The organism is Streptomyces sp. NPDC057271 (genome assembly GCF_042668715.1).
GTDB lineage: Bacteria > Actinomycetota > Actinomycetes > Streptomycetales > Streptomycetaceae > Streptomyces.
The window spans coordinates 44,615-60,057 of sequence record NZ_JBHUYJ010000005.1 but is presented as its reverse complement, the minus strand read 5'-3'; the positions used below and the strand labels follow the sequence as shown (position 1 = coordinate 60,057).

11 protein-coding genes and 1 tRNA gene are annotated in these 15,443 nt (G+C 67.5%); 3 read left to right on the top strand and 9 right to left on the bottom strand.

All coding sequences use genetic code 11. From position 1 onward, the window contains the following. Window positions 1-219 precede the first annotated feature (219 nt). Entirely contained in the window at window positions 220-498 is a 279-nt protein-coding gene (locus ACFUJR_RS03840; protein ID WP_383181697.1) for a hypothetical protein, read from the top strand. 26 nt (window positions 499-524) lie between these two features. Further along, on the top strand, window positions 525-1,583 hold the full coding sequence (locus tag ACFUJR_RS03835) for a hypothetical protein (protein ID WP_383181694.1): 1,059 nt from the start codon (window positions 525-527) through the stop codon (window positions 1,581-1,583). A gap of 65 nt (window positions 1,584-1,648) precedes the next feature. On the opposite strand, the gene ACFUJR_RS03830 is transcribed toward ACFUJR_RS03835, so the two are convergent. From ACFUJR_RS03830 to ACFUJR_RS03790, 9 genes are all read right to left on the bottom strand, one after another. Further along, window positions 1,649-5,563, bottom strand: a complete 3,915-nt coding sequence (locus tag ACFUJR_RS03830; RefSeq protein WP_383179446.1) for a DNA-directed RNA polymerase subunit beta' — start codon at window positions 5,561-5,563, stop codon at window positions 1,649-1,651. 107 nt (window positions 5,564-5,670) lie between these two features. Beyond that, the gene (rpoB, locus tag ACFUJR_RS03825) at window positions 5,671-9,153 is read right to left on the bottom strand and encodes a DNA-directed RNA polymerase subunit beta (RefSeq protein ID WP_383179443.1); all 3,483 of its coding nucleotides are present in this window, start codon (window positions 9,151-9,153) and stop codon (window positions 5,671-5,673) included. A gap of 543 nt (window positions 9,154-9,696) precedes the next feature. After that, window positions 9,697-10,080: a 50S ribosomal protein L7/L12 gene (gene rplL, locus ACFUJR_RS03820; protein WP_383179440.1), complete on the bottom strand. Its 384-nt coding sequence runs from the start codon at window positions 10,078-10,080 to the stop codon at window positions 9,697-9,699. A 111-nt stretch (window positions 10,081-10,191) separates the two neighbouring features. Continuing rightward, the gene (gene rplJ, locus ACFUJR_RS03815; RefSeq protein ID WP_362362192.1) at window positions 10,192-10,722 is read right to left on the bottom strand and encodes a 50S ribosomal protein L10; all 531 of its coding nucleotides are present in this window, start codon (window positions 10,720-10,722) and stop codon (window positions 10,192-10,194) included. A 451-nt stretch (window positions 10,723-11,173) separates the two neighbouring features. Further along, window positions 11,174-11,902: a 50S ribosomal protein L1 gene (gene rplA / locus ACFUJR_RS03810; RefSeq protein ID WP_331912610.1), complete on the bottom strand. Its 729-nt coding sequence runs from the start codon at window positions 11,900-11,902 to the stop codon at window positions 11,174-11,176. 79 nt (window positions 11,903-11,981) lie between these two features. Continuing rightward, on the bottom strand, window positions 11,982-12,416 hold the full coding sequence (rplK, locus tag ACFUJR_RS03805) for a 50S ribosomal protein L11 (protein WP_015035536.1): 435 nt from the start codon (window positions 12,414-12,416) through the stop codon (window positions 11,982-11,984). A 159-nt stretch (window positions 12,417-12,575) separates the two neighbouring features. After that, window positions 12,576-13,481 carry a transcription termination/antitermination protein NusG gene (gene nusG, locus ACFUJR_RS03800; RefSeq protein WP_383168457.1) on the bottom strand — a complete coding sequence of 302 codons (906 nt, stop codon included), beginning with the start codon at window positions 13,479-13,481 and terminating at the stop codon, window positions 12,576-12,578. A 43-nt stretch (window positions 13,482-13,524) separates the two neighbouring features. After that, window positions 13,525-13,812 carry a preprotein translocase subunit SecE gene (secE, locus tag ACFUJR_RS03795; RefSeq protein ID WP_137993978.1) on the bottom strand — a complete coding sequence of 96 codons (288 nt, stop codon included), beginning with the start codon at window positions 13,810-13,812 and terminating at the stop codon, window positions 13,525-13,527. A 103-nt stretch (window positions 13,813-13,915) separates the two neighbouring features. Then, window positions 13,916-13,988 (bottom strand) — tRNA-Trp (locus ACFUJR_RS03790). A 202-nt stretch (window positions 13,989-14,190) separates the two neighbouring features. On the opposite strand from ACFUJR_RS03790, the gene ACFUJR_RS03785 reads away from it, so the two are divergent. Then, window positions 14,191-15,417: a pyridoxal phosphate-dependent aminotransferase gene (locus tag ACFUJR_RS03785; RefSeq protein ID WP_383168453.1), complete on the top strand. Its 1,227-nt coding sequence runs from the start codon at window positions 14,191-14,193 to the stop codon at window positions 15,415-15,417. Window positions 15,418-15,443 lie beyond the last annotated feature (26 nt).

Below are 15,443 nucleotides of genomic sequence, written 5' to 3'. Positions count from 1 at the left end.
TTTTTCCTTGTCGGAGGGGGAAGTTCCCCCGCCCGGCCTCTCCACGCCCCGGCGCACCCCACGATGACAGCGGTGGCGGCCGTGGCGGCGCCCTCGTGGCACTGCCGGTCCCCGGCAGGAAAGGCAGGCCGAACATGGGGCGTCCATGCCCCTGCCGCCCGTACCCCTCCGCGCGGACACTGGGGTCAGCTGTCCAACCAGCACAGGGGGAGGTTCATCATGACCGCGCACGACCGCGTCCTGCCCACGCCCTCCGGCGACCCGCTCTCCGACCTCGACGTCGAGGTCGGGCTGACCGTCATCGAGTACGGCCACGTCGCCGCCGAGTACGCGGCCGCCGTCGCCCACCCCAGCACTCCCCGGGCGGTCGTCGACCAGTACGCCGTCGTGGTCGACATCCTGGACCTGGCCCGCCGCGTCCCGGCCGCCGACGTGCCCGCCCTCCTCGCCGTCGGCACCCGCGCCCTGCTCCGTGTCCACCGGGCCCTGCTCGGCTAGTGCCGACGGACACGCCAGGAGCTCCCATGCGGCACACGCGGCACCACGAGACCACCCCGGACGCCCCGGACGGCCGCCGTCGGGACATCGTCCTGAGGCATGCCGCCGGCCTCGGCCTCGCCCTGGGGGCGGTGTTCCCCGTCCTGGGCGCCACACCCGCCGGGCTGTTGTGGGCATTCCTGACGACGACGGTCCTGGGCGGCTCCGCGGGAGTCCTCCTGCACCGTCTTCGCACACGGACCGCGACACCCGCGAGGACCGCGACACCCGCGAGGACCGCGACACCCGCGCCACTGCCGCCCCGCAGCGGCCAGGAGACCGCGGACACGGCCATCACCCGGTACGGAGAACTGCTGGCCCGTCACCCTCCGCACGGCCAGGGCACTCCGGCAGGCGACACGCGGTGGCGCATCGCGTTCGACGCCTATGACGAGGCGAAGCAGGCCGACCCGGGGCGTGTCCCGGAGATCCTCGCCCGGGGGCGCGCCGCGCTCGACGGCCTCGCCCCTCCCCCCGCACGCCGAGCGCCCACTCCGCTCGACCCCGCCCTGTGCAGCCACGGCACCGGCCCGGCGACCGTACGGCTGCCGAAGCCCGAAGGCTGGTCGGGGCCCTGCCTGCTGGCCTTCGAGAGCACGGACCCGGGCGGCTTCACGGTGCACGCCCGGACCGGCGGCAGCCGCGGCCGCCGCACCGTACGACTGACTCACCACCTCCACGGGCCGGCGATCGTCCGGGTCCCCGTGCCGCACACCACCGACGAGGCCCTGACGGTCGAGATCACCACGGAGGGGCCGTGGTGGACCACCCTGCTCCCGGCCCGGACCGCACGCTCCCTCGCCGGAACGCTCCACGGCAGAGGCTCCGAACTGGTGTCGAACCGGAACCGGCACCGCACCGCCGTCTTCGAGCACCACGGCCAGGGCGAGTTCCTCGTCCGCGTCCCGGACGTCCGTGACGTGACCGCGGGCCGGATCCTGGCCCAGGGCGAGGGCCCGGCCCGGCTCTTCATCGGCCTGGGCGGGGTCGGCTCCCTGCTCGTCGACACCGACGAGCCATGGACGCTGCACACACCCGCGCCCTGAACGCCGCAGGGCGGCCACCCCGTACGAAACGGGGTGACCGCCCTGCGGTACTTCAAGCGACTCGCTTACTGGTTGTACGGACCGTAGTCGTAGTCCTCCAGCGGAACGGCCTGGCCGGAGCCCGTGCCGAACGGCGAGTAGTCGATGTCGTCGTAGCCGACGGCCGAGTACATCGCGGCCTTGGCCTCCTCGGTCGGCTCGACCCGGATGTTGCGGTAGCGGGACAGACCCGTACCGGCCGGGATGAGCTTACCGATGATGACGTTCTCCTTGAGGCCGATGAGGCTGTCGGACTTGGCGTTGATCGCCGCATCCGTCAGGACTCGGGTCGTCTCCTGGAAGGAGGCGGCCGACAGCCAGGACTCCGTCGCCAGCGAGGCCTTGGTGATACCCATCAGCTGCGGACGGCCGGAGGCGGGGTGACCGCCCTCGGTGACCACACGACGGTTCTCGGTCTCGAACTTCGAGCGCTCGACGAGCTCGCCCGGCAGCAGCTCCGCGTCGCCGGACTCGATGATCGTCACACGGCGCAGCATCTGCCGGATGATGATCTCGATGTGCTTGTCGTGGATCGACACACCCTGCGAGTTGTAGACCTTCTGGACTTCGCCGACCAGGTGGACCTGGACCGCGCGCTGACCGAGGATCCGCAGCACGTCGTGCGGGTTGGTGGCACCCACGGTGAGCTTCTGGCCCACCTCGACGTGGTCGCCCTCGCCCACCAGCAGACGGGCGCGCTTCGAGATCGGGAACGCCGTCTCGTCGCTGCCGTCGTCCGGGGTGACGACGATCTTCTTGGTCTTCTCGGTCTCCTCGATACGGACGCGGCCGGCCGCCTCCGAGATCGGGGCGACACCCTTGGGCTGACGAGCCTCGAAAAGCTCGACGACACGGGGCAGACCCTGGGTGATGTCGTCACCGGCCACACCACCGGTGTGGAAGGTACGCATCGTCAGCTGGGTACCGGGCTCGCCGATGGACTGGGCCGCGATGATGCCGACGGCCTCACCGATGTCGACCAGCTTGCCGGTGGCCAGCGAACGGCCGTAGCAGAAGGCACAGGTGCCGACGGCGGACTCACAGGTCAGGACCGAGCGGGTCTTGACCTCCTCCACACCGGCGCCCACGAGGGCGTCGATCAGGACGTCACCCAGGTCGACGTTGGCCGGCGCGATGACCTTGCCGTCCACGACGACGTCCTCGGCGAGCATCCGCGCGTACACGGAGGTCTCGACGTCGTCCGTCTTCCGCAGGACGCCGTCGGCGCCCCGCTCGGCGATCCGCAGCTTCAGACCGCGCTCGGTGCCACAGTCCTCCTCGCGGATGATCACGTCCTGCGAGACGTCCACCAGACGACGGGTCAGGTAACCCGAGTCGGCGGTACGCAGGGCGGTGTCGGCCAGACCCTTACGGGCACCGTGCGTCGAGATGAAGTACTCGAGGACGGAGAGACCCTCACGGAAGGACGCCTTGATGGGACGCGGGATCGTCTCGTTCTTGGCGTTCGACACCAGACCACGCATACCGGCGATCTGACGCATCTGCATCATGTTTCCTCGGGCACCCGAGTCAACCATCATGAAGATGGGGTTCGTCTTGGGGAAGTTCTCGTTCATGGCCTCGGCAACCTCGTTGGTCGCCTTGGTCCAGATCGCGATGAGTTCCTGAGTGCGCTCTTCCTTGGTGATGAGACCGCGCTCGTACTGCTTCTGGACCTTCTCGTCCTGCGCCTCGTAGCCCTTGACGATCTCCTTCTTCGCCTCGGGAACGACGACGTCGGAGATGGCCACGGTGACGCCGGAACGGGTCGCCCAGTAGAAGCCCGCCGCCTTCAGGTTGTCGAGCGTCGCCGCCACGATGACCTTGGGGTAGCGCTCGGCGAGGTCGTTGACGATCTCGGAGAGCTGCTTCTTGCCGACCGAGTAGTCGACGAAGGGGTAGTCCTCGGGCAGCAGCTCGTTGAAGAGCGCGCGGCCCAGCGACGTACGCAGACGGAACGAGTCACCCTGCTGCCACGCACCTGCCCCGACGCCGCCGTCACTCTCCTCTTCCACCGGGGGAACCCAGCCGCGCGGCGGAACGGTGCCGATCGGGAAGCGGATGTCGATCTGCGACTGCAGCGCCAGCTCGCCGGCGTCGAACGCCATGATCGCCTCGGCCGTGGAACCGAACGCGCGGCCCTCACCCCTGGTGTCACGAAGCTCACCGTCGGTGGTCAGGAAGAACAGACCGAGGACCATGTCCTGGGTCGGCATCGTGACCGGACGGCCGTCGGCCGGCTTGAGGATGTTGTTCGAGGACAGCATCAGGATGCGGGCCTCGGCCTGCGCCTCCGCGGAGAGCGGCAGGTGGACGGCCATCTGGTCACCGTCGAAGTCCGCGTTGAACGCGGTGCAGACGAGCGGGTGGATCTGGATGGCCTTGCCCTCGACCAGCTGCGGCTCGAAGGCCTGGATGCCGAGGCGGTGCAGGGTGGGCGCACGGTTCAGCAGGACCGGGTGCTCGGCGATGACCTCTTCGAGGACGTCGTACACGACCGTGCGGCCGCGCTCGACCATCCGCTTGGCGCTCTTGATGTTCTGCGCGTGGTTCAGGTCGACCAGGCGCTTCATCACGAACGGCTTGAAGAGCTCCAGCGCCATGGCCTTCGGCAGACCACACTGGTGCAGCTTCAGCTGCGGACCGACGACGATGACGGAACGCGCGGAGTAGTCCACACGCTTACCGAGCAGGTTCTGACGGAATCGGCCCTGCTTGCCCTTCAGCATGTCGCTGAGGGACTTCAGCGGACGGTTGCCGGGGCCCGTGACCGGGCGACCACGACGGCCGTTGTCGAAGAGGGCGTCGACCGCCTCCTGGAGCATCCGCTTCTCGTTGTTCACGATGATCTCGGGGGCACCGAGGTCGAGCAGACGCTTCAGACGGTTGTTCCGGTTGATCACACGGCGGTACAGGTCGTTCAGGTCGGAGGTCGCGAAGCGGCCACCGTCCAGCTGCACCATCGGACGCAGGTCCGGCGGGATCACCGGCACGCAGTCGAGAACCATGCCCTTGGGGCTGTTCGCGGTCTGCAGGAACGCGGAGACGACCTTGAGGCGCTTGAGCGCACGGGTCTTCTTCTGGCCCTTGCCGGTACGGATGATCTCGCGGAGGCGCTCGGCCTCCTCGTCCAGGTCGAAGGACTCCAGGCGCTTCTGCAGCGCCGCGGCACCCATCGAACCGTCGAAGTACGTGCCGAAGCGGTCACGCAGCTCGCGGTAGAGGAGCTCGTCGCCCTCCAGGTCCTGGACCTTGAGGTTCTTGAAGCGGTTCCAGACCTCGTCGAGACGGTCGATCTCGCGCTGCGCGCGGTCGCGCAGCTGCTTCATCTCACGCTCGGCGCCCTCGCGCACCTTGCGGCGCACGTCGGCCTTGGCACCCTCGGCCTCGAGCTCGGCCAGGTCGGTCTCGAGCTTCTTGGCGCGGGCCTCCAGGTCGGAGTCGCGACGGTTCTCGATCTGCTGACGCTCGACGGAGACGTGCGCCTCCAGCGAGGGCAGGTCACGCGTACGACGCTCGTCGTCCACGAACGTGATCATGTACGCGGCGAAGTAGATGACCTTCTCGAGGTCCTTCGGCGCGAGGTCCAGCAGGTATCCGAGGCGCGACGGGACGCCCTTGAAGTACCAGATGTGGGTGACGGGCGCGGCGAGTTCGATGTGGCCCATCCGCTCACGGCGCACCTTGGCGCGGGTGACCTCGACGCCACACCGCTCACAGATGATGCCCTTGAAGCGGACACGCTTGTACTTGCCGCAGTAGCACTCCCAGTCCCGGGTAGGACCGAAGATCTTCTCGCAGAAGAGTCCGTCCTTCTCGGGCTTCAGGGTGCGGTAGTTGATGGTCTCGGGCTTCTTGACCTCGCCGTGGCTCCACTGACGGATGTCGTCAGCGGTGGCCAGACCGATCCGGAGCTCATCGAAGAAGTTGACGTCGAGCACTATGCGTCAATCCCTCTCAGGGTTGTAAGTCTTGGGGTCTGAAACGGGGGTCCTGGGGCCGGCCGGGGACTCAGTGGACTGCACCGAGTCCCCGTACCGGACTCCCGTCAGACCTCTTCGACGCTGCTCGGCTCGCGCCGGGACAGGTCGATACCGAGCTCCTCCGCTGCGCGGAAGACGTCCTCGTCGGTGTCGCGCATCTCGATGGACATGCCGTCCGAGGACAGCACCTCCACGTTGAGGCACAGGGACTGCATCTCCTTGATGAGCACCTTGAAGGACTCGGGGATGCCGGGCTCAGGGATGTTCTCGCCCTTGACGATGGCCTCGTAGACCTTCACGCGGCCGGTCACGTCGTCGGACTTGATCGTCAGCAGCTCCTGGAGGGCGTACGCGGCGCCATAAGCCTCCAGCGCCCACACCTCCATCTCACCGAAGCGCTGGCCACCGAACTGGGCCTTACCACCCAGCGGCTGCTGGGTGATCATCGAGTACGGACCGGTCGACCGGGCGTGCAGCTTGTCGTCGACCAGGTGGTGGAGCTTGAGGATGTACATGTACCCGACCGAGATCGGGTCCGGGAACGGCTCGCCGGAGCGGCCGTCGAACAGACGCGCCTTGCCGGAGGGGAGCACCATGCGCTCGCCGTCGCGGTTCGGGATCGTGTGCTGGAGCAGACCCGCGAGCTCGTCCTCACGCGCACCGTCGAAGACGGGGGTGGCGACGTTGGTGCCCGGGGCGACCTGGTCGGCGCCGATGGCCTGCAGGCGCTTCGCCCAGTCGTCCGCGAGACCGGAGACGTCCCAGCCGCGGCTGGCGAGCCAGCCGAGGTGGATCTCCAGGACCTGTCCCGGGTTCATTCGGGACGGGACACCCAGCGGGTTGAGGATGATGTCGACCGGGGTGCCGTCCTCGAGGAAGGGCATGTCCTCGATCGGAAGGATCTTGGAGATGACACCCTTGTTGCCGTGACGGCCGGCGAGCTTGTCACCGTCGGTGATCTTGCGCTTCTGGGCGACGTAGACGCGGACCAGCTGGTTCACGCCCGGGGGAAGCTCGTCGCCCTCCTCGCGGTCGAAGACGCGGACGCCGATGACCTTGCCGGTCTCGCCGTGCGGCACCTTCAGCGAGGTGTCACGGACCTCACGCGCCTTCTCACCGAAGATCGCGCGGAGCAGACGCTCCTCCGGGGTCAGCTCGGTCTCACCCTTGGGCGTGACCTTGCCGACGAGGATGTCGCCGGCGACGACCTCGGCACCGATACGGATGATGCCGCGCTCGTCGAGGTCGGCGAGGACCTCCTCGGAGACGTTCGGGATGTCCCGGGTGATCTCCTCCGGGCCGAGCTTGGTGTCACGGGCGTCGACCTCGTGCTCCTCGATGTGGATCGAGGAGAGGACGTCGTCCTGCACGAGGCGCTGCGACAGGATGATCGCGTCCTCGTAGTTGTGACCCTCCCACGGCATGAACGCCACGAGCAGGTTCTTGCCGAGCGCCATCTCACCGTTCTCGGTGGCCGGACCGTCGGCGAGGACCTGGCCCTCGATGACCCGGTCGCCCTCGGAGACGACGACCTTCTGGTTGACCGAGGTGCCCTGGTTCGAGCGGGAGAACTTGGCCATCCGGTACGTGGTGTACGTGCCGTCGTCGTTGGCGACGGTGATGTAGTCGGCCGAGACCTCCTGGACGACACCGTCCTTGTCGGCCTTCGGCACGTCACCGGCGTCGGTGGCGCAGCGGTACTCCATGCCGGTACCGACGAGCGGGGCCTCGGACTTAATCAGCGGCACCGCCTGACGCATCATGTTCGCGCCCATGAGGGCACGGTTGGCGTCGTCGTGCTCGAGGAAGGGGATCATGGCCGTCGCGACCGACACCATCTGGCGCGGCGAGACGTCCATGTAGTCGACCTCGGTCGGCGGGACGTAGTCGACCTCGCCACCACGGCGGCGGACCAGAACGCGCGGCTCGGTGAAGCGGAGCTCGTCGTTCAGGGTCGCGTTCGCCTGGGCGATGACGTAGCGGTCCTCTTCGTCGGCCGTGATGTAGTCGACCTCGTCGGTGACCTGGCCGTCGACGACCTTGCGGTACGGCGTCTCGATGAAGCCGAACGCGTTGACGCGGCCGTACGAGGCGAGCGAACCGATCAGACCGATGTTCGGGCCTTCGGGGGTCTCGATCGGGCACATGCGTCCGTAGTGGGACGGGTGCACGTCTCGGACCTCGAAGCCGGCCCGCTCACGGGACAGACCACCGGGACCCAGCGCCGAGAGACGACGCTTGTGCGTCAGACCCGACAGCGGGTTGTTCTGGTCCATGAACTGCGACAGCTGGCTGGTGCCGAAGAACTCCTTGATGGAGGCGACGACCGGCCGGATGTTGATCAGGGTCTGCGGCGTGATCGCCTCGACGTCCTGGGTGGTCATGCGCTCACGCACGACGCGCTCCATACGAGCCAGACCCGTACGGACCTGGTTCTGGATGAGCTCGCCGACGTTCCGCAGACGACGGTTGCCGAAGTGGTCGATGTCGTCGGTCTCGACGACGATCTCCCGGCCCGACTCGCCGATCGTCTCGGTCTCGCCCGCGTGGAGCTTCACCAGGTACTTGATCGTGGCGATGATGTCGTCGGTGGTCAGGACACCGGCGTCCAGCGGCTCGTCCGCGCCGAGCTTCTTGTTCACCTTGTAGCGGCCGACCTTCGCGAGGTCGTAGCGCTTCGGGTTGAAGTAGAGGTTCTCGAGCAGCGTCTGAGCGGCCTCGCGGGTCGGCGGCTCGCCCGGACGGAGCTTGCGGTAGATGTCGAGCAGCGCGTCGTCCTGGCCCTGGGTGTGGTCCTTCTCCAGGGTGGCGCGCATGGACTCGTACTCGCCGAACTCCTGCAGGATCTGCTCGGTGGTCCAGCCGAGCGCCTTCAGGAGGACGGTGACGGACTGCTTGCGCTTGCGGTCGATGCGGACACCGACCATGTCACGCTTGTCGATCTCCATCTCCAGCCAGGCACCCCGGGACGGGATGATCTTGGCGGAGAAGATGTCCTTGTCGGACGTCTTGTCGATCGAGGAGTCGAAGTAGACGCCCGGCGAACGGACCAGCTGCGAGACCACGACACGCTCGGTGCCGTTGATGACGAAGGTGCCCTTGTTCGTCATGAGCGGGAAGTCGCCCATGAAGACCGTCTGGGACTTGATCTCGCCGGTCTCGTTGTTGGTGAACTCGGCCGTGACGAAGAGCGGGGCGCCGTACGTGAAGTCACGGTCCTTGCACTCGTCGATCGAGTTCTTCGGGGGCTCGAAGCGGTGGTCGCGGAAGGTCAGCGACATCGACCCGGAGAAGTCCTCGATCGGAGAGATCTCCTCGAAGATCTCCTCCAGACCCGACTTCCTGGGGACGTCCTGTCCCGACTCGAGAGCTGCCTCGACGCGAGCCTTCCAGGCGGCGTTTCCGAGCAGCCAGTCAAAGCTCTCGGTCTGCAGCGCGAGGAGGTTCGGAACCTCGAGGGGCTCCTTGATCTTTGCAAAGGAGATGCGCAGCGGGGCGGTGCTGGCGCCGTTGTTCGTATTGGTCGAGGCGTTGCGCGAGGCGGCCAAGAGGGGGTCCTTCCGAGGGCTCGGACTCACTACGCGCGTACCGGTCCCCAGCGACGCAGAGGGACAGACATTTCCCGATATGGCCAAAAGCCCAGCTCAGGTCAGGTCTGCCGACAATGCTCTCGCGAGGGTATGCCCCGGGTGACGGGCAGGGGGCAGCTAACAGGCAGCGCAAAGGGTCAGTGTAGCCACTTGGCCCACTGATGTCCAGGGCGAGTAATTCGCAACCCTCGTTGTTCTCAACTCCGCGGTACCTCGCGCCGTGCGGCGCACCTCGATACTGCCCGTTCCGCCGTCGATCCATGCCTCGGATACGGATCGTTGTGACGACGCGTCCTGAGAATTGCGCGCTGCGTGCGGTTCGTCAAGGCCCCCCGGCCAGCGGGGCGCACGGCGAAGATCACCATACTCCGCTCCCCCGGGCTCGCACGACCCCCGCCACGCCCGTCCCGGGGTACGCCGAAGGGCGACCACCCGGATGGGTGATCGCCCTTGGCGAGGCGCCTGAGAGGCGCCAGAACGAGTCAGGAGACTCGCAGGGTCTTACTTGACCGTGACGGAGGCGCCGGCGGCCTTGAGGGACTCGGCAGCCTTCTCCGCGGCCTCCTTGGCGACCTTCTCGAGGACCGGCTTCGGGGTGCCGTCGACGAGGTCCTTGGCCTCCTTCAGGCCCAGGGAGGTGAGCTCACGCACGACCTTGATGACCTGGATCTTCTTGTCGCCCGCACCCTCGAGGATGACGTCGAACTCGTCCTGCTCCTCGGCGACCTCGGCGGCGGGGCCACCCTGCGCCGGGCCGGCGACGGCGACGGCCGCGGCGGCGGTGACGTCGAACTTCTCCTCGAAGGCCTTCACGAACTCGGAGAGCTCGATGAGGGTCATCTCCTCGAACTGCGCGAGCAGGTCGTCCTGGGACAGCTTCGCCATGATGGCGTCCTTCCACTAATTCGGCAGGTGCCGGATGTACATGTAGGCGGGCGTACGTTCGGCCCGCTGCGACCGTCGCCCTAGTGGACGGCGATCATTGCGCGAGCCGAGTTACTCGGCACCGCCCTGCTCGGCGAGCTTGACGCGAAGCGCCTCCGCGGTGCGGACGAACTTCGACGGCAGCGCCTGCAGGAGCGAGGCAGTCTGGGACTGCTTGCCCTTGAACGCGCCGGCCAGCTTGCTGAGCAGAACCTCGCGGGACTCGAGGTCCGCAAGCTTCTTGAACTCGTCGGCGGTCAGCGCCTTGCCATCAAGGACACCGCCCTTGATGACGAGGTTCGGGTTGTCCTTGGCGAAGTCACGCAGAGCCTTCGCCGACTCCACCGGGTCACCGGTGACGAAGGCGGCCGCGGTCGAACCAGCGAGCTGGTCGTCGAGCGACGCGATCCCGGCCTGGTTGGCCGCAATCTTGGTCAGCGTGTTCTTCACCACGGCGTACTGGGCGTTCTCACCGAGCGAACGACGCAGCGTCTTGAGCTGCGCCACGGTGAGCCCCGTGTACGAGGTCAGCACGACGGCGTTCGAGCTGCGGAACTTGTCCTCCAGCTCGGCTACCGCGGCAGCCTTGTCGGGCCTTGCCATAGAGCGTCGGCCTCCTTCCGGGTGATGAGGACCGCTCAGAAGGGGCTGAACAAAGAGAAACGCCCCGGCGCAGGCGCACGGGGCTCAGCTCGACCGGATCAAGATCCGGGAACTCTTCCACGATCACCTGCGCGGGCCGTTCGCGTCTCAGCGAACCTTCGGCCACCGGATCTCTTACGAGAGCACGGCAACGACCAGCGGTCTTTGGCTTCTGTGGAAGAGTACGCGACGCCTGCCGCGAGGAGCAAATCCGCCCGTACGGCTCAGCTCTCGCCGAGCCCGGCGGGGGCCCGGCGGTCGCCTCACGGGGGCGTCCGGGGCCTTCCGAGTCCCCTGGCGGCCCCTGAGAGCCCGCGCCACCGGCCGGGGGCGGTCGTACGAGAAAGCCGGCCCCTCAGCCGCTCCGAGGAGGGCTGAGGGGCCGGCTGACCACTCAGTGAGCCGTGTGGGCTCAGACCGCGGCCGGGTCCTCCTCGACGAGGAGGTTGCGGGTGCGGTTGGAGTCCAGCGGGATGCCGGGGCCCATCGTCGTCGTCAGGGTCGCCTTCTTGATGTAGCGGCCCTTGGCGGCGGACGGCTTCAGACGGAGGATCTCCTCCAGAGCCGCGGCGTAGTTCTCGACCAGCTTCGTCTCGTCGAAGGAGACCTTGCCGATGATGAAGTGCAGGTTCGAGTGCTTGTCGACGCGGAACTCGATCTTGCCGCCCTTGATGTCGTTGACAGCCTTGGCGACATCGGGGGTGACGGTGCCGGTCTTCGGGTTCGGCATGAGACCACGCGGGCCGAGGACGCGGCCGAGGCGGCCGACCTTGCCCATGAGGTCCGGGGTGGCCACAACGGCGTCGAACTCGTTCAGGCGGTTGCCCTTGGAGATCTCGTCGATGAGCTCGTCGGAGCCGACGATGTCGGCGCCCGCGGCGATCGCGGCCTCGGCACGGTCACCGGTCGCGAAGACCAGGACCCGGGCGGTCTTACCGGTGCCGTGCGGGAGGTTCACGGTGCCACGGACCATCTGGTCGGCCTTGCGCGGGTCGACGCCCAGGCGGAAGGCGACCTCGACGGTGCCGTCGAACTTGGTGGCGGCGGTGTCCTTGGCCAGACGGACGGCCTCGAGGGGGGCGTAGTTGCGCTCCCGGTCGATCTTGGCGTCCGCGGCGCGGAGTGCCTTGCTGCGCTTCACTGCTTCTCCTGTTTGTTCAGGTGTGGAGTCGTGGTGCGGGCCGGCGCTGGCCCTACCACTGAGGTCACAAGGGGGCTGATCAGCCCTCGACCGTGATGCCCATGGAACGGGCGGTGCCGGCGATGATCTTCGACGCGGCGTCCAGGTCGTTGGCGTTCAGGTCGGGGAGCTTGACCGTGGCGATCTCGCGGACCTGGGCGGCCGTGAGCTTCGCGACCTTGGTCTTGTGCGGCTCGCCGGAGCCCTTGTCCACACCCGCGGCCTTGAGGATCAGCTTGGCGGCCGGCGGAGTCTTGGTGATGAAGGTGAAGGTACGGTCCTCGTAGACCGTGATCTCCACCGGCACGACCATGCCACGCTGCGACTCGGTCGCGGCGTTGTAGGCCTTGCAGAACTCCATGATGTTGACGCCGTGCTGGCCCAGCGCGGGACCGACCGGCGGGGCCGGGTTGGCCGCACCAGCGTTGATCTGGAGCTTGATAAGCCCCGTGACCTTCTTCTTCTTGGGAGGCATTGCTCTCTCCGGGTCCTAGTGAGAGTGTTCAGCCGCCGATCCGGTCATCCGGATGGAGGCATACCGCACAACGATAACGGGTATAGACGTGCGGCTAAAAACCGAGCAGGTCAGAGCGGCTACGAGAGCCACTCTGACCTGGTCGGAAACCTGTGAGGGTCAGTTCTTCTGGATCTGGTCGAAGCTGAGCTCGACCGGGGTCTCGCGACCGAAGATCTCGACGAGGCCCTTGACCTTCTTCGAGTCGGCGTTGATCTCGTTGATCGTGGCCTGGAGGGTGGCGAAGGGGCCGTCGGTGACGGTGACCGAGTCGCCGACCTCGAAGTCCAGGACCTGGACCTCGACCTTGCGGGCCGGAGCCGGCTTGCCCTCGGCCTCGGCGGCCTCGCGGGCGGCCTTCTCCTCGGCCTCCGGGGCGAGCATCTTGACGATCTCGTCCAGGGTCAGCGGGTACGGGTCGTAGGCGTTGCCCACGAAGCCGGTGACGCCGGGGGTGTTGCGGACGACGCCCCAGGACTCGTTCGTCAGATCCATGCGGACGAGCACGTAGCCGGGCAGCTTGTTCTGCCGGACGTTCTTGCGCTCGCCGTTCTTGATCTGGACGATCTCTTCCTCGGGCACCTCGGCCTGGTAGATGAACTCCTCGACGTTCAGCGAGACGGCACGCTGCTCGAGGTTGGCCTTCACGCGCTTCTCGTAGCCCGCGTAGGTGTGGATCACGTACCACTCGCCGGGCAGGCCGCGCAGCTCGTCGCGGAGGGCCTGGATCGGGTCGACGGGAGCGGCGGGCTCCTCCTCGGCCTCCTCGGCCTCTTCCAGCCCGGCCTCGGCCTCGACGTCGGCGTCGTCAGCGGACTCGTCCTCGACGTCGGACTCGTCCTCGACGTCGGCGGCGTCCTCGACGTCGGTGTCCGACTCCTCGGAGTCGTCCTCGACGGAGAGGGCGGCCTCTTCGGCAGCCTCGCCCGCAGCGGCGTCAGCAGCCTCAGCCTGGTCCTCGTCGGCCGCCTCGAGGATGTCGAGCTCGTCCTCGGAAACAGACTCGTTCAGGTTCGGGTCAGACACGGTGGCTGCTTCTTCCTGGATACAGATGGGGTGGAACAAGAAGTCAGCCGAAGACGTACTTGACTGCTTCCTGGAAGCCATAGTCAATCACGGTCACGAGACCGATCATGATGACAACGAAGACAATCACTACCGTGGTGTACGTCGTCAGCTGGCTGCGAGTGGGCCAGACGACCTTGCGAAGCTCCGCCACGATCTGGCGGTAGAAGAGCGCGAGACGGCCCAGGGGGCCCTTCTTGCCGCGCTTGCCGCCCTTGCGGGCCTTCTTCTTCGAGTCCGGAGCCTCGTCCTCGGCATCAGGCATGTCGATGGAGCCCACGGCGTCCGTCACGCTTCTCACCTGATCCCGGGTCATGGCAGTGCCGTGCCGGGTGGATCCGCACGGCGGTGCATCGAAGTACGTACATGCGCACACATCCTGGCGGTGTGTGTAGCAGGGCCGGAGGGACTTGAACCCCCAACCGCCGGTTTTGGAGACCGGTGCTCTACCAATTGAGCTACGACCCTTTGTGGCTTCCCCAACCTACCGCATCGTGAGACGTGGTCGGTGAGGGCCAACGAGCAGTGAGTGTACGTGTTCATGAGCGCCGCGTCGAACAGAAAGCACGTCGGAGCCCTCACGGGCCGTCGTACGACCGAGAATGACCGGTCCTGTCCGCACCCTGAAACCTGTGTGCCGGACGGAAACGCGGTCTGGGAGCATGGCCGTATGAGCGCTGCTACCCCTCCGACCGAGCGCCGGGTCTCCGCCCGCGTCGGTGCGATCTCCGAGTCCGCCACCCTCGCCGTCGACGCCAAGGCCAAGGCCCTCAAGGCCGCCGGGCGCCCTGTGATCGGGTTCGGCGCGGGTGAGCCCGACTTCCCGACGCCTGACTACATCGTCGAAGCCGCCGTCGAGGCGTGCAAGAACCCGAAGTACCACCGCTACACGCCGGCCGGCGGTCTGCCCGAGCTGAAGGCCGCCATCGCCGCGAAGACCCTGCGCGACTCCGGCTACGAGGTCGACGCCTCCCAGGTCCTGGTGACCAACGGCGGCAAGCAGGCGATCTACGAGGCGTTCGCCGCGATCCTCGACCCGGGCGACGAGGTCATCGTCCCGGCCCCGTACTGGACGACGTACCCGGAGTCGATCCGGCTCGCGGGTGGTGTCCCGGTCGAGGTCGTCGCCGACGAGACCACCGGCTACCGCGTCTCGGTGGAGCAGCTCGAGGCGGCGCGCACGGAGAAGACCAAGGTCGTCCTCTTCGTCTCCCCGTCGAACCCCACCGGCGCCGTCTACAGCGAGGCCGAGACCGAGGCGATCGGCCGCTGGGCCGTCGAGCACGGCCTGTGGGTGCTGACGGACGAGATCTACGAGCACCTGGTGTACGGCGACGCGTCCGCCGTCTCCCTGCCGTCGGTCATGCCCGAGCTGCGCGACAAGTGCATCGTCGTCAACGGTGTCGCCAAGACGTACGCGATGACCGGCTGGCGCGTGGGGTGGATCATCGGGCCGAAGGACGTCGTGAAGGCCGCGACGAACCTGCAGTCGCACGCCACGTCCAACGTGAGCAACGTGGCACAGGTGGCCGCGCTCGCCGCCGTCTCGGGCAACCTGGACGCCGTCGCCGAGATGGGCCGCGCCTTCGACCGGCGCCGCCAGACCATCGTGCGGATGCTCAACGAGATCGAGGGCGTCCTCTGCCCGACCCCCGAGGGCGCGTTCTACGTGTACCCGTCGGTGAAGGGGCTGCTCGGCAAGGAGATCCGCGGCAAGCGCCCGCAGGACTCGGTCGAGCTGGCCGCGCTGATCCTGGACGAGGCCGAGGTCGCGGTCGTCCCGGGCGAGGCCTTCGGCACCCCCGGCTACCTGCGGCTCTCGTACGCGCTGGGGGACGAGGACCTGGTGGAGGGCGTGTCCCGGATCCAGAAGCTGCTGGCGGAGGCGCGCGACTAGTCCCGCGCTCCCGTACGGGCCCCTGG

What these genes read in the sequence shown, in the direction of transcription:
- rplK (WP_015035536.1), bottom strand. Translation starts at nt 12,416, where the DNA reads ATGCCTCCCAAGAAGAAGAAGGTCACGGGGCTTATCAAGCTCCAGATC.
- rplJ (WP_362362192.1), bottom strand. Translation starts at nt 10,722, where the DNA reads ATGGCAAGGCCCGACAAGGCTGCCGCGGTAGCCGAGCTGGAGGACAAG.
- ACFUJR_RS03840 (WP_383181697.1), top strand. Translation starts at nt 220, where the DNA reads ATGACCGCGCACGACCGCGTCCTGCCCACGCCCTCCGGCGACCCGCTC.
- ACFUJR_RS03835 (WP_383181694.1), top strand. Translation starts at nt 525, where the DNA reads ATGCGGCACACGCGGCACCACGAGACCACCCCGGACGCCCCGGACGGC.
- rplL (WP_383179440.1), bottom strand. Translation starts at nt 10,080, where the DNA reads ATGGCGAAGCTGTCCCAGGACGACCTGCTCGCGCAGTTCGAGGAGATG.
- ACFUJR_RS03785 (WP_383168453.1), top strand. Translation starts at nt 14,191, where the DNA reads ATGAGCGCTGCTACCCCTCCGACCGAGCGCCGGGTCTCCGCCCGCGTC.